At 70.6% G+C, this 19,890-nt stretch carries 18 protein-coding genes and 1 pseudogene; 12 read left to right on the forward strand and 7 right to left on the reverse strand.

From position 1 onward, the window contains the following. Positions 1-22: 22 nt before the first annotated feature. The 4 genes from AQI94_RS46200 to AQI94_RS06550 are packed head-to-tail and all read left to right on the forward strand — an operon-like array spanning position 23 to position 1,934. Positions 23-151, forward strand: coding sequence for a hypothetical protein (locus AQI94_RS46200; protein ID WP_256122893.1), 129 nt, complete (start codon positions 23-25; stop codon positions 149-151). Further along, entirely contained in the window at positions 148-843 is a 696-nt protein-coding gene (locus AQI94_RS06540) for a hypothetical protein (RefSeq protein ID WP_062229621.1), read from the forward strand. The genes AQI94_RS46200 and AQI94_RS06540 overlap by 4 nt, the downstream gene beginning before the upstream one ends. Positions 844-897: 54 nt before the next feature. After that, positions 898-1,317, forward strand: coding sequence for a phage holin family protein (locus tag AQI94_RS06545; protein WP_031047927.1), 420 nt, complete (start codon positions 898-900; stop codon positions 1,315-1,317). Then, entirely contained in the window at positions 1,314-1,934 is a 621-nt protein-coding gene (locus AQI94_RS06550; protein ID WP_062229622.1) for a DUF3618 domain-containing protein, read from the forward strand. The genes AQI94_RS06545 and AQI94_RS06550 overlap by 4 nt, the downstream gene beginning before the upstream one ends. Positions 1,935-2,381: 447 nt before the next feature. Here AQI94_RS06550 and AQI94_RS06555 read toward each other — a convergent pair. Next, positions 2,382-3,500, reverse strand: a pseudogene (locus AQI94_RS06555) (YihY/virulence factor BrkB family protein). On the opposite strand from AQI94_RS06555, the gene AQI94_RS06560 reads away from it, so the two are divergent. The 3 genes from AQI94_RS06560 to AQI94_RS06570 all read left to right on the forward strand — a co-directional run bounded on the left by AQI94_RS06560 (position 3,477) and on the right by AQI94_RS06570 (position 5,638). Beyond that, complete coding sequence (locus AQI94_RS06560) at positions 3,477-4,178, forward strand: antibiotic biosynthesis monooxygenase (RefSeq protein ID WP_031047921.1); 702 nt, start codon at positions 3,477-3,479, stop codon at positions 4,176-4,178. The pseudogene AQI94_RS06555 and the gene AQI94_RS06560 sit on opposite strands and share 24 nt — an antisense overlap. A gap of 80 nt (positions 4,179-4,258) precedes the next feature. Then, a complete protein-coding gene (locus AQI94_RS06565) occupies positions 4,259-4,900 on the forward strand; it encodes an ArsR/SmtB family transcription factor (RefSeq protein ID WP_031047919.1) in 642 nt (213 codons plus the stop codon). Between the two features lie 3 nt (positions 4,901-4,903). Beyond that, the gene (locus tag AQI94_RS06570; protein ID WP_031047917.1) at positions 4,904-5,638 is read left to right on the forward strand and encodes an SRPBCC family protein; all 735 of its coding nucleotides are present in this window, start codon (positions 4,904-4,906) and stop codon (positions 5,636-5,638) included. 11 nt (positions 5,639-5,649) lie between these two features. On the opposite strand, the gene AQI94_RS06575 is transcribed toward AQI94_RS06570, so the two are convergent. Beyond that, entirely contained in the window at positions 5,650-7,473 is a 1,824-nt protein-coding gene (locus AQI94_RS06575) for an endonuclease/exonuclease/phosphatase family protein (RefSeq protein WP_031047915.1), read from the reverse strand. A gap of 339 nt (positions 7,474-7,812) precedes the next feature. Here AQI94_RS06575 and AQI94_RS06580 point away from each other — a divergent pair, with 339 nt between their 5' ends. From AQI94_RS06580 to AQI94_RS06600, 5 genes are all read left to right on the forward strand, one after another. Next, a complete protein-coding gene (locus AQI94_RS06580; RefSeq protein WP_031047912.1) occupies positions 7,813-9,237 on the forward strand; it encodes a hypothetical protein in 1,425 nt (474 codons plus the stop codon). 169 nt (positions 9,238-9,406) lie between these two features. Further along, entirely contained in the window at positions 9,407-10,849 is a 1,443-nt protein-coding gene (locus AQI94_RS06585; protein ID WP_031047909.1) for an alkaline phosphatase PhoX, read from the forward strand. 992 nt (positions 10,850-11,841) lie between these two features. Next, positions 11,842-12,489 carry a GntR family transcriptional regulator gene (locus tag AQI94_RS06590; RefSeq protein ID WP_031047907.1) on the forward strand — a complete coding sequence of 216 codons (648 nt, stop codon included), beginning with the start codon at positions 11,842-11,844 and terminating at the stop codon, positions 12,487-12,489. A gap of 29 nt (positions 12,490-12,518) precedes the next feature. After that, a complete protein-coding gene (locus AQI94_RS06595) occupies positions 12,519-13,535 on the forward strand; it encodes a 1-aminocyclopropane-1-carboxylate deaminase (RefSeq protein WP_031047904.1) in 1,017 nt (338 codons plus the stop codon). 122 nt (positions 13,536-13,657) lie between these two features. Continuing rightward, positions 13,658-14,224 carry a TetR/AcrR family transcriptional regulator gene (locus AQI94_RS06600; protein WP_031047901.1) on the forward strand — a complete coding sequence of 189 codons (567 nt, stop codon included), beginning with the start codon at positions 13,658-13,660 and terminating at the stop codon, positions 14,222-14,224. A 143-nt stretch (positions 14,225-14,367) separates the two neighbouring features. Here AQI94_RS06600 and AQI94_RS06605 read toward each other — a convergent pair whose 3' ends face one another. From AQI94_RS06605 to AQI94_RS06625, 5 genes are all read right to left on the reverse strand, one after another. Then, positions 14,368-15,600, reverse strand: a complete 1,233-nt coding sequence (locus tag AQI94_RS06605; RefSeq protein ID WP_107119416.1) for a TerD family protein — start codon at positions 15,598-15,600, stop codon at positions 14,368-14,370. Positions 15,601-15,697: 97 nt separating this feature from the next. Next, the gene (locus tag AQI94_RS06610; RefSeq protein ID WP_031061586.1) at positions 15,698-16,687 is read right to left on the reverse strand and encodes a zinc-dependent alcohol dehydrogenase family protein; all 990 of its coding nucleotides are present in this window, start codon (positions 16,685-16,687) and stop codon (positions 15,698-15,700) included. Continuing rightward, positions 16,684-17,535, reverse strand: a complete 852-nt coding sequence (locus AQI94_RS06615; RefSeq protein ID WP_031061589.1) for a carbohydrate ABC transporter permease — start codon at positions 17,533-17,535, stop codon at positions 16,684-16,686. The genes AQI94_RS06610 and AQI94_RS06615 overlap by 4 nt, the downstream gene beginning before the upstream one ends. Continuing rightward, entirely contained in the window at positions 17,532-18,470 is a 939-nt protein-coding gene (locus AQI94_RS06620) for a carbohydrate ABC transporter permease (RefSeq protein ID WP_031061592.1), read from the reverse strand. The genes AQI94_RS06615 and AQI94_RS06620 overlap by 4 nt, the downstream gene beginning before the upstream one ends. After that, positions 18,467-19,840 (reverse strand): ABC transporter substrate-binding protein, encoded by a 1,374-nt coding sequence (locus AQI94_RS06625; protein ID WP_031061595.1) that lies wholly within the window; start codon positions 19,838-19,840, stop codon positions 18,467-18,469. Before AQI94_RS06625 ends, AQI94_RS06620 begins: the two co-directional genes overlap by 4 nt. Positions 19,841-19,890: the final 50 nt, after the last annotated feature.

Raw genomic sequence — 19,890 nt, forward strand, 5'->3', positions numbered from 1 at the left:
GACCACTGGTCCTGGAGGCGTCATGAAGCTCGGCAAGGCACTCGCCACCGGAGTCGCGGAAGAGCGGCCGGAGATCCACGAGGAGGAGCTCGAACTCCCCGAGGAGATCAAGGAACTGAAGGCTCCCGAAGAGGTTCCGGCAGCGCGATGAGGCTGCGGCTTCCGGAGGAACGCCCGACGGAGCCGCCGACCGGATACAAGATCGCCCACCCGGTGCTGTCCCAGGACGGCACCCGGGCCGGGTTCACCGGTGTGTCGCTCGGCGGCGCGCTGCCGTACGGCGTCCTGGCCGACGCGTCCTGCGTGTACGGCCTGCGGCACCGGGCACCGAACCGCCGCTGCGACTGCGGCTTCCACTGCGTGCACGACCGCGCGGCGGCCGAGGCGCTGCTGTGCACGGCCGAGCACCGCACGGCCGTCCTCCTCGACGTCCTGGTCCTTGGCCGCTACCTCCGCTTCGAGCTCGGCTTCCGCTACGCCCGTCAACGGGTGCGGACCGCCACCGTCGGTGCCTGCGCCTGCGGCGCGGTCGCGGCGGCGCTCGCCGACGCCGGCTGGGGCAGACCCGGCTGGCGGGCCCTGGCCCCCTCCTGCGCGGGCTGCCTGCGCGGACGTACGGCCGTCTCGCTCGCCGGGTTCGCCCGGCTGGCCGGTGAGGGACTGCGGGTGGTGGCACGGCCGGCCGCCGTGCCCGTGCACGGTGTGCCGGGCCTGCCCGAGGAGCTCGGGGTGCCCGAACTCGCCGCTGAGGCAGCCCTGTTGCAGGCCCGGCTCGACTGGTTCCAGAGCCAGCTGGCCCGGCTCGGACAGGGCGGCCCGGACGGCGGTCCGCAAGGGGGGTAGCCGTGGGCCGGGCCGGGTACCCGGGTGTTCCGACCCGAGAGGAGGCGGAACACCGTGACCGGAACCACGACCCCCAGGCCGGTGCACGACGAACATCACTCGGTGGGCGAACTCGTCGGACAGGCCACCGAACAGGTCTCCCGGCTGGTGCGGCAGGAAGTCGCGCTCGCGAAGGAGGAGCTGGCCGAGAAGGGCCGGCGGGCCGGGAAGGGTGGCGGGCTGCTCGGTGCCGCCGGCGCCTTCGCCTACGCGGGACTGCTCGCCCTGGCCGGAACGGCCACCGCCGCGCTCGCCCTGGTGCTGTCGGTGTGGGCCTCGGCGCTGATCGTGACGGCTGTGCTGTTCGTGATCGCGGCGGTACTGGCCGCCGTCGGCCGCGCCCACCTGCGCCGTGCCACACCCCCGACGCCCGAGGAGGCCCTCGGCAGCGTCAAGGCGGACGTCGAGGAGATCAGGGAGAGGGCGCACCGATGACGGACAGGACGGGCGGCGAGCCCCCCGTGACGGGGGCCAAGGGCCCCGATGAACTGCGGCGGCAGATCGAGCGCACCCGCAGCGAACTCGGCGACACAGTAGAGGAGTTGGCAGGAAAGATGGACGTCAAGGGCCGAGCGAGGGCCCGTGCGGCAGATCTCAGGGACAAGGCGGGCGCGATGACCGTGCAGCTGCGCAGCAGCGCGGCGCAGGCCGGCCACACGGTGCACGACAAGGCCACCCAGGCCGGTCACACCGTGCAGGACAAGGCCACCCAGGCCGGCCACAAGGTCCAGGACCGGGCGGCGAAGACCGGTCACCGGGTCCAGGACCGGACGCAGCGGGCGGGCGAGATCACCCAGGCCGGCCACAAGGTCCAGGACCGGGCGGCGAAGACCGGTCACCGGGTCCAGGACCGGACGCAGCGGGCGGGCGAGATCACCCAGAGCAAGGCCTCCCGGACGAGTGCCGAGCTGGAGCGCAGGGCCCAGCACGGCGTGCCCCGGCTGGTCCGGCCCCTGGTCATGGCGGCGATACGGCACCCCCGGCCGACGCTGATCGTCGGCGCGGCCCTGGCCACGGTCGTCGTCGTGTCGTGGCGGTACCCGAAGAAGTAGGCCGCGACCGGCGGAACACCGGACGTGGGCGGCACCCGGAGACACGGGGTGCCGCCCACGTCCGTGCGTGCGTGCGGTGCGGCGGCGGGAGGTCTGGAGGTGAGGAGCGGCGCCTGGGGCGCGGGGGTGGGCCGATGTCGGTGCCTGTGGTGTGGCGGCTGGAGGCGAAGGCGGCGCCCACGTCCGCGCGTGCGTTGCGGCATCTGGAGGGGCGGGCGAGGGGCATAGCCGTCCGCGCGTGCGGTGCGGCGCCTGGGGCGCGCGTGGGGTGGGGCCGACGTGGGTGCGTGTGGGGGCGGGATCCGGGGACGCGGGGTGCCGTCCACGTCCGTGAGTGCGGTGCGGCGGCTGGAGGTGAGCAGCGGCGCCCGCGCCGGTGGTGTGGTGCGGCATCCAGGGATGCGGGGATGACGTCCGTGCGTATGGTCCGGTGCTGTTCGGCCGTGGTCACTTTCCGCGGGATGCCCGCAGCCTCGCCGGCCACTTCCGGGTGTCCCGGGGTTCCACGTACGGCTCCTCCGCCGGCTCGGCCGTCCCGGAGACGATCGCCCGCTCGCGGGCCAGCTCCGCGTCGAACTCCAGGCCCAGCAGGATCGCCAGGTTCGTCAGCCAGAGCCACACCAGGAAGACGACGGCACCGGCGAGAGTTCCGTACGTCTTGTTGTGCGAACCGAAGTTGGCGGCGAAGAGGGCGAAACCCGCGGAGGCGGCGAGCCAGACCAGGGTGGCGACGACACTGCCCGGGGAGGTCCAACGGAAGCCGCGGCCACGGACGTTGGGGCGGCCCAGTACAGCAGCCCGATCATCACGATGACCAGGAGCAGCAGCACCGGCACTTGGCGATGCCCCAGATCGCGATCGCCGCGTCACCGAACCCCACCGCCCGGCCCGCCCTCCCCCAGTCTCAACTTCGTTCGACCGGGGGGACCCCCATGGCCAGCGGGCCGGTGAACACCACGATCAGCGCGCTCACCGCCGGCATCAGCATCAGGGTCACGGTCAGCGCCGGCCGCAGCGGCGTCAGCTTCCACACCGGACGCCCCTCGGGAAGGTCGTACACCGCGTTGGACCGGAGGCGGACCACAGCGCGGCCAGCAGGCCGACGACCGCCAGGACGCTGCCCGTGCCGCCGCTGTCGCCGAGCTGGACCACGGCCTCCCGCAGGACGTCCCGGGCCGGACCCGGCGCCAGGTGCCCGATGTTGTCCAGGATCTTGTCCGTGGCGCGCTGCCCCACCACACCCAGCAGCGAGACCATCACCAGCAGGGCGGGAAACGGCGAGAGGACGCCGTAGTACGTCAACGCCGCCGCCCGGTCGACGAGTTCGTCGTCCAACAGCTCCTTCGCGGTGCGCCGCAGCACCGCGCGCCAGGAACGCGCGGGTAACTTCAGGGGGCTGCTGGGCTGGCGTCGGCCTGCTTGTCCATGTCCTGGCGGGTCTCCCGAAACCCCCTCCCGAACCGCCGACTTGACCTGAATCGTGGTTGAGGTCGGAGGGTGGCCGAAGAACGCATCGATCAGCGATCCGAGGAGGCCGCGCGCATGACCCGCCGTACCGACATCCATCCCGACCTCACCCGGCCCGAGGTGGGCGCGTCCCTCTTCAGCACCTGGCGGGTGGGCAATCCGCTGCGGCAGCGGCTGACCGTCGACGCCGTCGCCGGCGCCTGGCAACGCCGGCCGTGGCCCGCCGACGGACTGCTCGGCTACCACGTCTACACCGGACACGACACCGCCACCCTCCTGCACTACTCGCAGTGGACCGACGAGCAGGCGTACCACGCCTTCGCACGGACACAGCGGCTGGAGCGCGTCGACGAGATCGACACCGCCGTCCCCCACATCGAGCGGACGGGGCTCGGCCGCTACCGGCACTACCGCAGCGCGGTCCGGGACGGCGACCGGCGCGCTCCGGGCTGCATCGTGATCGTCGACATCGAGTTCGACGGTCCCGACCCCGGGCGGCAGCGGGCCTGGGTGGACGCCGTTCTCGAAGCCCTGGAGAGCGAGCCCGCCCCGCACCCGGGCGGCATCAGCGGCCACTTCCACCTCAGCGCCGACGGCACCCGCGTCCTCAACTACGCCGAGTGGGAGAGCGCCCAGGCCCACCTCGACGCGCTCGCCGCCCCGGGGGACGGGATCGGCTCGGCCTCGGACCGCTGGGAGCGTGTGCAGACCTGGCCGGGGCTGAAGAGCAGTGTGGTCAGCCGGTACGACCACGCCCTGGGCCTCGTCCCGGACTGAAGGCCGGCCACCTGTTCCCCGACCGCTCCGAAAACTCGAACCGTCTGGACAAAAAAAGTGTTCGGTGAGACGGTGGACCCATGCTGGACGTCACCGTGATCGAGGACCCCGAGGCCGCAGCCGTCTCGCTGGACCCCATAAGGGCGAGGCTGCTGGCCGAGCTGGCGGCCGGCCCCGCGTCGGCCGCCATGCTGGCCGGTCAGGTCGGGCTGCCCCGGCAGAAGGTGAACTACCACCTCAAGACGCTGGAGCGGCACGGCCTGGTCGAGCTCGCGGGGGAGCGCCGCAAGGGCAATGTCACCGAGCGGCTGATGCGGGCGACCGCGGCCTCGTACGTGATCTCGCCGCTCGCGCTCGCCGCCGTGCAGCCCGACCCCGACCGCTTCCGCGACCAGCTCTCCGCGCGCTGGCTGCTGGCGCTGGGGGCCCGGCTCGTGCGGGACGTCGGTCAGTTGATCACCGGCGCGGCGAAGGCCCGCAAGCGGCTGGCCACCTATGCGCTGGACGGCGAGGTGCGCTTCGCCTCCGCCGCCGAACGGGCCGCGTTCATCCAGGAGTTGACGGCCGGAGTCACCGCCCTGATCCGCAAGTACGACGCCCCGGACGCCGAGGGCGGACGGGATCACCGGATCGTCGTGGCGGTCCATCCGACGCTCAAGCAGAACGAGCCCACCGAGCAGACCAAGCTGACCGAGCAGACCGAACAGACCGAGTTGGAGTAGATCATGTCCAAGGAATTCGAGATCGCCCGCGAGTTCGAGGTCGACGCGAGCCCCGAGCAGGTGTGGGAGGCGATCACCACCGGTACCGGCGGCTACCTGTGGCCGATGGAGCCGCCGGAGCCCCGCGTCGGCGGCACCGGCCCCTTCGGGTCCAAGGTCATCGCCTGGGACCCGCCGCACCGCTACACCAACCGCGTCGAGAACGTCGACGGCATCTCCGAGCAGACCCTAAACCAGCTCGACTACACCGTCGAACCCCGTGACGAGGGCCGCCGGGCCTGGGTGCGGTACGTCCACAGCGGGATCTTCGTCGACGACTGGGACAACCAGTACGACGGTGCCGCCAAGCACACCGACTTCTATCTGCACACCCTGCGCGAGTACCTGACCCACTTCGCGCCCCGCCCGGCCGCCTTCGCGACCTTCGACGGCCCCGAGGCGTCCAAGGCCCCCGACGCGCTCGCCGTCGTGGGACGGGCCCTCGGTGTCGGCGAGGACGTGGCCGCGGGCACGCGCGTCACGGTCCAGGGCCCGGACACCTTCGAGGCCGTGGTCGACTTCCGCAACCCCTACTTCATCGGGCTGCGCACCGACCGGGGCCTGACCCGGATCTTCGGGCGCAACCACTGGGGCCACCCGGTCGGCATCTCCCTGCACGACTTCGCCCCCGACTCCGACATCAAGGAGTGCGAGGGCGAGTGGCAGGCCTGGCTGAACGGGGTGTTCCACCAGGCCTGACCGCGGGCGGGTTACGGCTTGAAGCGCAGCACCTGCGGGTCGTGGTCGCTGATCTGGTCGTTGAACTCCGAGTTGATGTGCACACTGTCGTATTCGAAGTCGCAGCCGCGCCGGATCGACGGGCTGACCAGGATCTGGTCCAGGACCTGCTGGTTGCCCTGGTAGTCGTAGGTGTACCGCTCGCTCTTCGGCAGCGACTTGATCGCCGACCAGAGCTCGCCGTCACCCTCCAGGATCTTCGCGGTGTCGGAGAACTCGAAGTCGTTGATGTCACCGAGGGCGATGACGTCCGCGTTCTTCTGGGTGTCGAGGATGTCCTTGACGAAGCCGTTCACCAGCGTCGCCTGCTGGTGGCGCTGGATCTCCGAGCTGCGCGGCACCGGCTGGGTGGCCGAGCTCAGCCCGTAGTCGCCGCCCTTGGAGTTGAAGTGGTTGGCGATCACGAAGACCGTGCGGCCACGGAAGACGAACTCGCCGGCCAGCGGCTTGCGGCTGGACTTCCAGGCGTCGTCCGTGGGGGCGATGCGGCCCGGGGAGGCCGTCAGCTGCGCCTTGCCGTGGACTTTGGTGACGCCCACCGCGGTGGTGGCGTCGCCGCCCGCGCGGTCGGTGAAGGAGACCCGCTCCGGGTTGAAGAGGAACACCTGGCGGATGTTGCCGCCCGGCTCGCCGCCGTCGGTGTCGTTGGCCGGGTCGATCGAGCGCCAGTCGTACCTCGGGCCGCCCGCCGCGGCGATCGCGTCGATCAGCTTGGTCACCGTGACGTCCGCGGCGGTCGTGCCGTCGTCCTTCGCGCCGGTGTTGTCCTGGATCTCCTCCAGGGACACGATGTCGGGCGACTTCAGGTTGTTCACGATCGCGGAGGCGTGCTCCTCGAAGGTGGCGTCGGACGGGTCGAGGTTCTCGACGTTGTACGTCGCGACCGCGAGCTCGCCGTTCTTCTGCTTCTGCGTGGTCTCCCGCGCGAGACCGGCGCTCTTCAGCGTGCCGATCTCGTTCGCCACCAGGGTGTAGCCGCCGAACTGGTTGTAGTCCAGCGGGCCCGCGGTGGAACCGGTGAGCACGTCGCCGACGTTCGCGACAGGGAAGGCGGCGGTCGCGCCGAGCGACTGGATCTGCAGCCGGCCGGTGTTCTGCGAGTCGTAGGAACCGTAGAGCGTGCCGCCCCGCCGGGTGGCGTTCTCGCGCGGCTTCACCGTCACCCACAGCTCGGTGTACGGGTCGGTCGCGCCGACCACGCGAGTGTCCTTGACCTGGACGTTCATGCCCTCCAGGGACTCGTAGAAGTCCAGGGCGTACTTCTTCGGCTCCAGCGTCAGGCCGTTGATCGAACCGGCCGCGGCCGAGTCGCCCGCCGGGACGTACGCGGCAGGCACCGACTTCGCGTCGACCACCGTGGCCGCCGGGACCGCGTTGCCGCTGGAGACGACGGTGACCGTCGGCTTGGTGATCTCGGTCACCGACTGGTTGCCGCTGGACGTGCCGCCCGGGACGTACTCCGAGACCGTGCCGGTGACGGTGACGGCGTCACCGACGGCGACCTTCGGGGCGGAGCTGGTGAAGACGAAGACGCCCTCACTGGTGGCCGGGTCGGCGTCGGGGTTCGGATCCTGGATCCAGAATCCCTTGGAGGAGCCGTAGGTGCGCACGCCGGTGACGATTCCGGCCACATCGGTGACCTTCTGGCCGGCGTACGGGGATATCCGGGTCGCGCCCTGGATGTCGTGGATGCTCACGCCGGCCGCGTGCGCGGGCGAGACGAGGGCGACGGTGGAGGCCGCCGACAGGGCGGCGACGGTGAGCGCGGCGAGACGCGCGGACTTCTTGCTCGGCAACGGGATCCCTCCGGGGACGAACGTAGGCGCCGGGACGAGGGTGAACGTGGAACGGTGGGAGCCGCGACCTGTGGGGCGGTGGCGACGCGCGTAGAAAATACAGTGAACAGATGTCCGCCGGATTTCTACGCGCGTCAATCTCCTGCCTGGTCAGTCCAGTTGTCAAGGTTTCAGCCATGGACGGGAGCGGTCGGGGAGATGAACCGGGCGGCATGGGTGGATATCCGTCTAGGCTGAGCGACTGAGTCGTACGGCGTCCGGATGGCCGTACGGCCCGCCGTCGTTCTTCGGCCGTACTCGGTGGTACGGCCTTCAGAGGCGCCCTAGGAGAACCAGCCGATGTCAGACAAGTCCTCCCTGCCGCCGGTGCGGCTGCACCCCGAAGCGGAGCTGGCGCGGGACGCCCTGTCCACGCCGTTGCTCGCCCGGGCCGCCCGGCTCGCCCGCTGGGCCGGCGAGGACACGCGGGTCGACGCCGGGGGCGGACTCGTCGAAGAGCAGCTGCCCGCGGCGGCCGCCCACCTCGGACTGACCGGGGACGAGGCCGCGGCCCACGCGAGCGAGGCCTGGCGGGTCGCCGTCGACACCGGACTCGTCGAGATCGTCGACGAGGAGGAGGGCACCGTCGCCACGGGCGAGGACCTGGCCCTGCTGTCCGGATCCCCGCAGGACGTGCTCGGCGTGTGGCTGACGGCCCTGGAGACCGCGCTGGCCGACGCGAGCGTGCCGGATCTGGACGACCTGGTCGACGCCATGGACGACGGCGGTCAGATCGACTTCGCCTCCCTGGACTGGGACCCGGAGGCCGAGCAGGAGTTCCTCGACGGGGTGCTCGGCAACCTCTACCTGCTCACGGTCAGTGAGGACGGCCCCGGTGACGGGCCCGTGCCGCTCCCCGCCCTCGCCGCGTCGATGATCGTGCCGAGCGACATGGGCGAACCGACCAACGACGTCCTGGAGCAGGTGTCCGACGCGATGATGCGGCTGGACGACCAGTTCCGGATCCTGGAGCCGGCGGGGATCGTCGAGTACCAGCCCGTCGACGAGGCGCTGATGGCCGACGCCGACGAGGAGCCCGCCGCGGTCGTCGACGACACCGACGTCTCCCGGTACGGCATGGTGCGGCTGACCCCGCTCGGCCTGTACGGACTGCGGTCGCGGCTGCTGGAGGCCGGAATCGCGGCGCCTGCCGTCGGCGACCTCGCCGACAAGGGGGCGGACGCGCTGCTCGACGGGACCTCGGCGTTCCCGCCCGCTGCCGCCCAGGCCGAGACCGAGCAGTGGCTGGACCGGCATGAACCTCTCGCGGCGGCACGGGAGTTGCTGGCGGCGGCGCGGGGGAGCGACCCGGGGGCACCCCTGCGCCGACTGCGCTGCCAGCAGGCCCTGTCGCTGGTCGGTGTGGTCGCCGAGCCCGCGCTGCGGGAGGTTCTGGACGACCCGGAACTGGGTGGGCTCGCCCGGGTCTGGCTGGTCGAGCGGGGGTTCGAGGACGTGCCCGCGCCTTCCGAGGACATGGTCTTCTGGCTCACGGTGGACACGGTGGCCGCACAGCTGGCCGCGGAGGGGAACTCCGAGGAGCTCCAGGGGCTGGTCGAGGGACTGGCCCAGCAGCACAGCGGGTTCTTCGCGGCGGCTTGGCGGGTGGACCACCCGGCCACGGCGGACGTGCTGGAGGCGATGGGGCGGCTGCATCCCGACAAGAAGGTGGCCAAGGAGGCGCGGAAGGCCGCGTTCAAGGCGCGGTCGCAGCAAGGGGGCTGAGCGTGCCCCGCGCCCCTAAAGGAAATCCCATCACCCTGTGTTGATTCATTAAAGCTGCTCCACCGAATCCGCTCGCTGTTCAACTCCTGTTCAGACATGGGCGGGACGGTTGCGCCGAACCGAGGTCCGCCACCCTCCACGGCGTTTACCCACCGTCTCAGGAGACACCATGTCGCTCACCCGCAGGGACTTCGCCGGCAGAACCGCGCTCACCGGCGCCGGGATCGCGCTGGCCGGCACCGTCGGCGCTCTCGCCACCGCACCGAACGCGCTCGCCGCCACCGACGTCGAGAGCGAGGGCGCCGAGTCCGCGGGCGCCCACCACGGCGTCGGCTACGGCCCGCTGATCGCCGACCCCGAGGGCCTGCTCGCGCTGCCCGCCGGGTTCACGTACAAGGTCATCACCTACAGCGGCAGGACCAAGCTGGAGTCGGGCGAGTTCACCCCCTCCAACCACGACGGCACGGCCACCTTCTGCGGCCCGCGCGGCGCGACCCTCCTGGTCAACAACCACGAGCTCAAGGGCCCGCGTGCCAACTGGCCGCACCCCGTGCCGCTCACCGAGGGCCTCGTCTACGACCCCGCCGCCTCCGGTGGCTGCACGGTCGTCGAGATCCGCCATGGGCATGTCGCCGAGTGGGTCGGCGTCGCCGGCACGTCCACCAACTGCGCGGGCGGCACCACTCCTTGGGGCACCTGGCTCACCGGCGAGGAGACCGAGGACAAGGCCGGCCAGAACGGCATGACCAAGGACCACGGCTACATCTTCGAGGTCGACCCCGAGGACCGCCGCGCCAACCGCGACCCCAAGCCCGTCAAGGCGTTCGGCCGGTACGCCCATGAGGCGGTCGTCATCGACCCCAAGCGGGGCCACGCCTACCTGACCGAGGACGCTTCCGGCCCCAACGGCCTGCTCTTCCGCTGGACCCCGCCGACGGGCTTCCACCACGGCCCCGGCAAGCTGCGCACCCTCGCCGACAACGCGGGGGCCCTGCAGGCCTTCAAGTGCTTCGACTCCGGCGGCAAGTTCGTCGACGACCTCTCCCGCGCCACGAAGATCGGCACGGTGTACGGCGTCGACTGGGTCGACGTGCCCGACCGCGACGCCAGGACGGTCTCCGTCCGCAAGCAGTTCACCGACGGCCAGGTCACCCGCGCCCGCAAGCTCGAGGGCATGTGGTGGGGCGACGGCGGCGCGTACGTCGTCTCCTCGTACGCCCGTGAGGAGAGCCCCGTCCAGCACGACGGCCAGGTCTGGTTCTACGACCCCAAGCGCCGCACCCTCACGCTCAAGGTCCTCCTCGGCGTGAACCCGGACCCGTCCAAGGACGGCGCGTTCGACGGCCCCGACAACATCACCGTCTCCCCGTACGGCGGCCTCGTCATCGCGGAGGACGGCGAGGGCGTCCAGCACCTGTTCGGCGCCACCGAGAGCGGCCGCACCTACCCGATCGCCCGCAACGAACTCAACATCGGCACCGAAGAGGAGCCGGAGTACAGCGAGTTCACCGGCGTGACGTTCTCGCCCGACGGCAGGACGCTCTACGCCAACATCCAGACCCCCGGAATCATGCTCGCGATCACCGGCCCCTGGAAGCGTCAGCGTCGCTAGAACAAAGGGTCACTCGTCCGGGTGGGCCCGTGCGAATCGGCTGAAGGCTGAGCGTGTTGGACATAGCTTTCCGGCATGTCCAAGTTGTGTGAGCAGTGCGGCGGGCTGGTGAGGAATGCGCGTAGGCGCTACTGCAGTAACCGTTGCAGTCTTCAGGGGACAGCACGAAGGCGCGCTGAATCACACAGGAAGCCCAAGCCGCAGTGCCCTCAGTGTGGAAAGCCCGTCCTGACGCGTGGAGCGGTCCATTGCGGCCGCACCTGCGCCAACGTGACACGCAGACAAGAGGCGGAGGCACGTCGTGGAAAGCCCACCCCGTGCCTCCGTTGTGGAACTACAAAACGGCGGCCCCGCTCCGCCGGGCCGTATTGCTCCTGGGAGTGTTTCAACAACGACCGCTACGAGCGCACGGGCACCTTCGCGCGTTGGCTGGCGGCGTGGCAAGCAGGTGAGGTCAGCGGCACCAGAGAAGACGGCAGACCGGATTGGAGAGTGCGTCAGGGGCTTGTCCTACTCAGAGGGCAGCGCTGCGAGAAATGCGGATGGGCCGAAGTCAACCCGGTCTCGGGACGAGTGCCACTGCATGTGGACCACATCGGCGGCGACCGTACGAAGAACCGTCCGGAGGACGTGCGCCTGTTGTGCCCGAACTGCCATGCGTTGACTCCCAATTACCAACACCTGAACAATCCACGTGTTCAACCAGTGCGCCAGAAGCAGAGCCGCAGGTATCAGGAGGTCTGGCTCGACACCGGCGCAGCGGGGGTGAGTAGCTTCCTCCTGTCGCCAGCCTGGTGCGGATCAGGTGATCTCAAGACCGGTGACACCGAGAAGAGCGGTTCAGTGTGTCCGAAACCTTGATTGCCATCCTTGCGTTCTTCGCCTTCTGTCTGGTTTTTTGCTCAGTCTCTCGGTGTCGACCGGCACTCCGTCCTGCCTTGCATGCAAGCCCTACTTGTCCGCCCGCCAACTAATATCTAACATTTCAGTTTATGGAAGCCATCCGGCCGCTCACCCGCACCCTGCTCCGGGACCGCGCCTACGCATCGATCCGGGACGCCATCGTGGCCGGGGAGATCGAACCCGGGGCGGTGGTGCGGGACGCCGAGCTCGCCGAGCGGCTCGGGCTGTCGCGGGCGCCGGTGCGGGAGGCCTTCGCGCGCCTCGTCGACGAGGGGCTGCTGGAGAGCAAGCCGCAGAGCTACACCCGGGTGACCCAGGTCGTCGCCGCCGACGTGCGGGACGCGGCCGCCGTGGTCGGGGCCATGCACGAACTGGTCACGCGGGTCGCCGTGCCCCGGCTGTTCGCCGCCGACATCGAGACCATGCGCGCGGCCAACGAACGCTTCGCGGCCGCCGTCGCCGCCGGTGACGTGGACGAGGCCCTGCGCGCCGACGACCAGCTCCACGACGTCCTCGTCCGGGTCAGCGGCAACGGCGCGGCCGCGGCCACCACCGCCCGCTACACCCCGCTCATCCGCCGCCTGGAGCGCCGGCGCTTCGCCGAGGGCGGCAACTGCCGCTCCGCGGGCCTGCACGACCGGCTGATCGAGGCCTGCGCGGCCGGTGACGTGGACGGGGCGGTCCGGGTCACGGCGGAGATCTGGCGGGGCCTGGCCGAACTCGCCGACAGCGACTGAACCCACTGCGCCCCACCCCGGAGGTCCCCATGCCCCTCGCGTCCTACGACCGCTATCCCCTCCTCTTCGGACCGTCCCCCGTCCACCGTCTGGAGCGCCTGACCGCGCACCTCGGCGGCGCCGCGCTGTGGGCCAAGCGCGAGGACTGCAACTCCGGGATCGCGTACGGCGGCAACAAGACCCGCAAGCTGGAGTACCTGGTCGCCGACGCCCTCGCGAAGGGCTGCGACACGCTGGTCTCCATCGGTGGCGTCCAGTCCAACCACACCCGTCAGGTCGCCGCCTGCGCCGCCCGGGCCGGGCTCAAGTGCGTGCTGGTCCAGGAGAGTTGGGTGGACTGGCCGGACGCCGTGTACGACAAGGTCGGCAACATCCTGATCAGCCGGCTCGCCGGGGCCGACGTACGGCTGGTGAAGGCCGGGTTCGGGATCGGGTTCAAGGAGAGCTGGGAGCAGGCGCTCAGGGATGTCGAGGAGTCCGGGGGAAAGCCGTACGCCATCCCCGCCGGCGCCTCCGACCACCCGCTCGGCGGGCTGGGGTTCGCCGCGTGGGCGTACGAAGTGGCCGACCAGGAGCGTGAGCTGGGCGTCTTCTTCGACACGGTCGTGGTGTGCTCGGTGACCGGGTCCACCCAGGCCGGCATGGTCGCCGGGTTCCGGGCCCTTGAGGAGGCGGGAGGGCGGCCCCGGCGCGTCCTCGGCATCGACGCCTCCGCCAAGCCCGTCACCACTCGGGAACAGATCGCGCGGATCGCCCACCGCACCGGTCAGCTCATCGGCGTGCAGAAGGAGTTGACCGAGGAGGACGTGGAGCTGGACGAGCGGTACCACGCCGGGATCTACGGCATCCCCGACGAGACCACCCTGGAGGCGATGCGTCTCGCGGCCCGCACCGAGGGCATGGTCACCGACCCCGTGTACGAGGGCAAGTCCATGGCCGGGATGATCGATCTCGTCCGGCGCGGGGAGATCGGCGCGGACTCCACCGTGCTCTACGCCCACCTCGGCGGGCAGCCGGCGCTCAACGGGTACAGCGCGTTGTTCTGACCCGCCCCGGGCCTGCCGTCGCGACCGAGCCGCGACGACTGCTTCCGCAGCGGTCAGGGGCTGCCTCCGTCTGGTGTTCGCTACCATGCGGAGAGAGTCTCCGGTCCGCTAGGAGTATCTGGATGACGCAGGTCAGGCCCATGCGCGCGGACGCTCGGCGCAACTACGAGCGGCTGCTGACGGTGGCCGCGGAGGCGTTCGCCGAGCACGGGGAGGGTGCGTCCCTCGACGACATCGCCAAGCGGGCGGGTGTCGGATCCGGGACCCTCTACCGGCATTTCCCGACGCGGCGGGCCCTGCTGGAGGCGGCGTACGTGGACCGCCTGGAGGGTTTCGCGCGGCGGGCCGACGAACTCGCGCGGGAGCTGCCGCCGGGGCAGGCGCTGACGGAGTGGCTGTACGAGCTGTGCGTCGGGACGATCCAGGTGCGGGGCATGAGGACGCTGCTGGGATGCGCCGTCACGGACGGTGACAGCACCCTGCTCACGGCCTGCGGGACGCAGGTGCGGGGCGCGGCGGAGCGGTTGGTGTCGGCGGCACGGGAGGAAGGCTCGCTGCGCGGGGACGTGGAGCCGGTGGAGCTGCTTCGGCTGGCGCACGGGGTGGCGGGGGCCGCGGAGTTGGACGGCGGGGGCGGGGAGTCGATCCGGCGGTATCTGACGCTGCTGACGGAGGGGCTGCGGGGGTAGGGGCGCCGCCTACGGATGTGCCTCGCTGTGTCGTCCTGCGGCTGCGGGTGAGTGGGGGCTGGTCGCGCAGTTCCCCGCGCCCCTGGGTGGGTACAGCCAGGCAGGCGTCGACCGCACCCACCGGCCCGCAGCCGAACAACTGCCTAGAGCGCCTGGGCCGCCGGCTTCACCATGCCCCTCACCGTGCGGGACTTCACGAAGTCGCCGATCGCCGTCATCTCCCACTCGCCGGAGAACTGCTTGATCAGCTTGGCCATCATCACGCCCGTCTGCGCCTCCGCGTTGGTGAGGTCGAAGCGCACCAGTTCCTCTCCGCTCGCGGCGTCGATGAGGCGGCAGTACGCCTTGGCGACCTCCGTGAACTTCTGCCCGGAGAAGGAGTTGACCGTGAAGACGAGGCCGGTGACCTCCTGGGGGAGCCGGCCGAGGTCGACGACGATCACCTCGTCGTCACCGCCGCCCTCACCGGTGAGGTTGTCGCCGGAGTGCTTGATCGCGCCGCCGACGATGGACAGCTTGCCGAAGTAGCAGCTGTCGATGTGGTTGCGCTGCGGGCCGTAGGCGATGACCGACGCGTCGAGGTCGATGTCCTTGCCGCGGTACGCCGGCTCCCAGCCGAGCCCCATCTTGACCTGGGAGAGCAGCGGGCGCCCGCCCTTGACCAGGGACACGGTCTGGTTCTTCTGGAGGCTGACGCGGCCCTTGTCGAGGTTGATCTTGCCGGCACCGGGAGCGGGCGGGGCCGGGGGAGCGGCCGGAGGAGCGGCGGGCGCCGGCGGCGCGGCGATCCGCGGGTCCACGGCCGGGGCGGGCGGGGCCACCGGAGTCTGCACGGTGGGCGGGGCCGGCGCGGCCACGGGCGCCGGGGCGGGCGCGGCCGCCGGTTCCTCCACCGTCACGCCGAAGTCCGTCGCGATGCCCGCCAGCCCGTTGGCGTACCCCTGTCCCACCGCGCGGGCCTTCCAGGCGCCGTTGCGCAGATAGACCTCCACGATCACCAGGGCCGTCTCGGTGCCGAGCTGCGGCGGGGTGAAGGTGGCCAGCACGCTGTTGTCGTCCGCGTTGCGGATGGTGGCGGTCGGCTCGATGCCCTGGAAGGTCTGGCCCGCGGCGTCCGGGCTCGCGGTGACGACGATCTTCTCGATGCCGGGCGGTACGGCCGAGGTGTCGACGGTGATCGCGTCGGGGGCCGCACCGCCGCCCGAGCGGTACGTCACCCCCGGGCCGGAGGGCTGGTTGTAGAAGATGAAGTCGTCGTCGGAGCGCACCTTGCCGTCGGCGGTGAGCAGCAGGCCCGATACGTCGAGGCGCACGGGCGCGGCGACGTCCACCGTCACGCGGGCGGCGGACAGGGGGATGTTCGAGCCGGGGGTCATAGCTGTCATGCCCCGTGAACGATCGGGCCCACTTTGCCGTTCCCTTACCCGAGGGCCAAATGGGGGGCCGGACCGACTTCGCTCCGGCCCCGCGGGGCTACGGCACCACCACGATCTTGCGTCCCACCCCCGCCGCGAACTGCTCCAGCGCCTGCGGATACCGGTCCAGCGGCAGGCGGTCGCTGATGAAGACGTCGGGGTCCAGTACCCCCGTCGCGAACAGTTCGGCCGCCCGCTCGAAGCTGTGCAGGACCGCCATGGACCCGGTGATGGTGATCTCCTGGTTGTAGATGCGGTACGGGTCGATCGTCACCCGTGTCGCGTAGTCGGCCACGCCGAACTGCAGGAAGGTGCCCGCCTTGGCCACCCGGTCCAGGCCGTCCTGGATCGCGGCCGCGTTGCCCGTCGCGTCGATGACCAGGTCCCAGCCCTGCGGGCGGTCCAGCTCGTCCGGGTTCGCGGCGGACGCCGAGACACCGAGCTTGCGGGCCGTCTCCAGGCGGGCCGGGTTCACGTCGACCATGTCCACGCTCGCCGCGCCGGTCCGCTTGGCCAGCTCCAGCATCATCAGGCCCATCGTCCCCGAGCCGTAGATCAGCACATGGGCGCCCAGGCGGGACTGGAGGACGTCGTAGCCCCGGACCGCGCAGGACAGCGGCTCCACCAGCGCCGCGTCCTGGGTACGGACGTGTTCGGGCAGCCGTACGCAGTTGGCCACCGGCGCGACGGCGAACTGCGCCGCGCCGCCCGCCGTCGTCACGCCGATCGCCGCCCAGCGTTCGCAGAGGTTGTTGTGGCCCGTACGGCAGTACCGGCACTCATGGCAGTAGAGCGAGGGGTCCACGGCCACGCGGTCGCCGACCGCCAGCTCGGTGACCCGGGTGCCGACCCCGACCACCTCGCCCGCGAACTCGTGGCCCGGCACGATCGGCAGCTCGGGGGCGAACTCGCCCTGGAGGATGTGCAGGTCGGTGCCGCACAGACCGCACGCGGCGACCTCGACGACGACCTCGCGCGGGCCGGGTGTCGGGTCGGGGACCTCGGCGACGACGGCACGGCCCACGGACTCGATGACGGCGGCCTTCATTTCACGGCTCCCAGCGACAGGCCCTGGACCAGTTTGTCCTGGGCGGCGAACCCCGCGGCGAGCACCGGCAGGGAGATGACGAGCGACGCGGCGCACACCTTCGCCAGGAACAGGCCCTGGCTGGTGATGAAGCCGGTCAGGAAGACGGGGGCGGTCTCGGCGACCACGCCGGTGAGCACCCTCGCGAAGAGCAGTTCGTTCCAGCTGAAGATGAAGCAGATCAGGGCCGTGGCCGCGATGCCGGGCAGGGCGATGGGGGCCACCACGCGCGCGAGGATCGTCGGCAGCCGGGCGCCGTCCACGCGCGCGGCCTCGATCACCGCGACCGGGACCTCGGCGAGGAAGGACTGCATCATCCAGACCGCGATCGGCAGGTTCATCGACGTGTAGAGGATGACCAGCAGCCAGATGTTGTCGAGCATGTCGGTGTTCTTCGCGAACAGGTAGATGGGCAGCAGGCCCGCCACCACCGGCAGCATCTTCGTCGACAGGAAGAAGAACAGGACGTCCGTCCACTTCTTGACCGGCCGGATGGACAGCGCGTACGCCGCCGGGAGGGCCAGGAGCAGGACGAAGAGGGTCGAGGCCAGCGAGGCGACCGTGGAGTTGATCAGCGCGGGCCAGGGGCTCGCGCCGCCGCCCGTGCCGAAGAACTCGCGGTAGCCGTCCAGGGTGAGGGCGGCGCCGAAGGAGGGCGGGTTGGTGGCCGCGTCCGTCTCCGAGTGGAAGGACGTCAGGGCCATCCACGCGATCGGCAGGAAGAAGACGATGCCCAGCAGCCAGGCCACCAGGCCCAGGCCGAGTCCCTTGCGTTGTCCCTTGTGCTTCACGGCGATGCTGCTGCTCATGCCCGACCCGCCTCCTCACGGAACAGGGACGACACCACGCGCAGGGCGAAGGTCGCGATGATGATCGAGCCGATGACGACCAGGACTCCGGCCGCCGAGGCGAGGCCGTTCTCGTGGGCCTGGTAGAAGCTCTGGTAGACGGTGTAGGGAAGGTTGGCGGTGCCGAGGCCGCCGGACGTGATGGTGAAGACGGCGTCGAAGTTCTGGACGATGTAGATCGAGCCCAGGAGCGCGCCGAGTTCGAGATAGCGGCGCAGATGCGGGAGCGTCAGATAGCGGAAGATCTGCCAGTCGCTCGCGCCGTCCACCCGCGCGGCCTCCATCTGCTGCTGGTCGCGGCTCTGGAGGCCGGCCAGCAGGATGAGCATCATGAACGGGGTCCACTGCCAGACCAGGGAGGCCTCGACCGCGAGCAGCGGGGTGTTCGAGATCCAGTCGGGCTGTGGGCCGCCCACATAGTGCAACAACCCATTGAGCAGGCCGTATTCAGGGTTGTAGAGCACGTGCTTCCAGAGCAGGGCGGCCGCCACCGGGACCACCAGGAAGGGGGCGATCAGCAGGGTGCGGACCACGCCCCGGCCTTTGAAGCGGCGGTCGAGGAGCAGGGCCAGCAGGAGTCCGAGGACCAGGCTGACCAGGACCACGGTCACCGTCAGGAGGATGGTCGTCCACACCGAGTGGCGCAGGTCGGCGTCGGTGAGGACGTCCTGGTAGTTGTCGACGCCGGTGAAGTGACGGGCCTTGGGATAGAGGGAGTTCCAGTCGAAGAACGAGATCACCACCGTGGCCACGAACGGCAGCTGGGTGACCACGATCATGAAGATCAGGGCGGGGAGCAGCGGGGCGCGGGTGGCCCAGGCGCGCAGTCGGCCCGAGGGCTGCCGCACGGTACGGACGGGAGTGGTGGCCACCTGGGCCGTGGTCGTCGCGGTCATCGTCCCTCGTACTCCTCGGAGATCTTCTCGGCGATCTGCTGGGACTTCTTCAGGGCCGACTCGACGGACTGGCGTCCGGCGATGGCCGCGCTGATCTCCTGGGAGACCCTGGTGCCGAGATCGGTGAACTCGGGGATGCCGACGAACTGGATGCCGGGCGCGGGGCGCGGCTGCACGCCCGGGTCGTTGGGCCGGGCCTGCTCGATGGCCTGCTTGGTCATCTCCTGGAAGGCAGCGGCCTCTTTGACGTAGGCAGGGTTGGTGTACGTCGACGCGCGTTTGCCGGCCGGCACGTTGGACCAGCCGATCTGGTCGCCGACCAGCTGCTCGTACTGCTTGCTGGAGGCCCAGGAGACGAACTTCCAGGCCTTGTCGGGGTTGCGGGAGGCGTCCTGGATGCCCCAGGCCCAGGTGTAGAGCCAGCCGGAGGACTTCGTCTCCTCGACGGGGGCGGGGGCGTAGCCCACCTTGCCCTTGACCGGGGAGCCCTTCGCCTCCAGGGAACCGGCCGCGGAGGTGGCGTCGTACCACATGGCGACCTTGCCCTGGGTCATGTTGTTGAGGCACTCGGCGAACCCGGACTGGGCGGCGCCGGACTCGCCGTGCTCGCGGACGAGGTCGACGTAGAACTTCGTGGCCTTCTCGAAGGCGGGGGAGTCGAGCCGGGCCTTCCAGCTCTTGTCGAACCAGGTGCCGCCGAAGGTGTTCACGACCGTGGTGAGCGGGGCCATGACCTCGCCCCAGCCCGGCAGGCCGCGCAGACAGATGCCCTTCATGCCGGGCTGCGCCCCGTCGGCCTTCGCGGCGAGGTCCGCCACCTGCTGCCAGGTGGGCCGGGCCGGCATCGTCAGGCCCTTCTGCTCGAAGACGTCCTTGCGGTACATCAGGAAGGACGACTCGCCGTAGAAAGGCTGGCCGTAGAGCTTGCCGTCGTCGCCGGTCAGTGACTGGCGCATCGGCGCCAGGACGTCCTTCTCGTCGTACGAAGGGTCCTTGGCCACGTACGAGTTCATCTCGTGCAGCCAGCCGTTGCGGGCGTAGATCGGGATCTCGTAGTTGGACAGGGTCGCCACGTCGTACTGGCCTGCCTGGTTGGCGAAGTCCTGGCTGATCTTGTCGCGGACGTCGTTCTCGGGCAGGACGGTGAAGTTGACCTTGATCCCGGTCTCCTTGGTGAAGTGGGCCCGGGTCAGCTTCTGCAGCTCGGTCATCTGGGGGTTGTTGACCATCAGAACGTTGATGGCGTCACCGCCCGACCCCGCCCCGCCCGCCCCGACCCAGCAGCCGGACAGCAGCGGGGCGAGCAGCGTCCCTGCGGCGGCCATGGCGAGCGTGGCTCGCGGTGGCCGTCGTCGGCTCTGGGTTCGCATGGATCGCTCCTGGACATAGAGGGATATAACGGGCGCTCTACAGCGCAAAA

The sequence above is a fragment of the Streptomyces pseudovenezuelae genome (genome assembly GCF_001513955.1).
Lineage (GTDB): Bacteria > Actinomycetota > Actinomycetes > Streptomycetales > Streptomycetaceae > Streptomyces > Streptomyces pseudovenezuelae.

Bases quoted from the DNA above. Each gene is read 5' to 3' on its own strand.
- AQI94_RS06580 (WP_031047912.1), top strand. From the start codon at position 7,813: ATGTCAGACAAGTCCTCCCTGCCGCCGGTGCGGCTGCACCCCGAAGCG.
- AQI94_RS06565 (WP_031047919.1), top strand. From the start codon at position 4,259: ATGCTGGACGTCACCGTGATCGAGGACCCCGAGGCCGCAGCCGTCTCG.
- AQI94_RS06560 (WP_031047921.1), top strand. From the start codon at position 3,477: ATGACCCGCCGTACCGACATCCATCCCGACCTCACCCGGCCCGAGGTG.
- AQI94_RS06600 (WP_031047901.1), top strand. From the start codon at position 13,658: ATGACGCAGGTCAGGCCCATGCGCGCGGACGCTCGGCGCAACTACGAG.
- AQI94_RS06615 (WP_031061589.1), bottom strand. From the start codon at position 17,535: ATGAGCAGCAGCATCGCCGTGAAGCACAAGGGACAACGCAAGGGACTC.
- AQI94_RS06540 (WP_062229621.1), top strand. From the start codon at position 148: ATGAGGCTGCGGCTTCCGGAGGAACGCCCGACGGAGCCGCCGACCGGA.
- AQI94_RS06550 (WP_062229622.1), top strand. From the start codon at position 1,314: ATGACGGACAGGACGGGCGGCGAGCCCCCCGTGACGGGGGCCAAGGGC.
- AQI94_RS06595 (WP_031047904.1), top strand. From the start codon at position 12,519: ATGCCCCTCGCGTCCTACGACCGCTATCCCCTCCTCTTCGGACCGTCC.
- AQI94_RS06605 (WP_107119416.1), bottom strand. From the start codon at position 15,600: ATGACCCCCGGCTCGAACATCCCCCTGTCCGCCGCCCGCGTGACGGTG.
- AQI94_RS06625 (WP_031061595.1), bottom strand. From the start codon at position 19,840: ATGCGAACCCAGAGCCGACGACGGCCACCGCGAGCCACGCTCGCCATG.
- AQI94_RS06620 (WP_031061592.1), bottom strand. From the start codon at position 18,470: ATGACCGCGACGACCACGGCCCAGGTGGCCACCACTCCCGTCCGTACC.
- AQI94_RS46200 (WP_256122893.1), top strand. From the start codon at position 23: ATGAAGCTCGGCAAGGCACTCGCCACCGGAGTCGCGGAAGAGCGGCCG.
- AQI94_RS06570 (WP_031047917.1), top strand. From the start codon at position 4,904: ATGTCCAAGGAATTCGAGATCGCCCGCGAGTTCGAGGTCGACGCGAGC.
- AQI94_RS06585 (WP_031047909.1), top strand. From the start codon at position 9,407: ATGTCGCTCACCCGCAGGGACTTCGCCGGCAGAACCGCGCTCACCGGC.
- AQI94_RS06610 (WP_031061586.1), bottom strand. From the start codon at position 16,687: ATGAAGGCCGCCGTCATCGAGTCCGTGGGCCGTGCCGTCGTCGCCGAG.
- AQI94_RS06590 (WP_031047907.1), top strand. From the start codon at position 11,842: ATGGAAGCCATCCGGCCGCTCACCCGCACCCTGCTCCGGGACCGCGCC.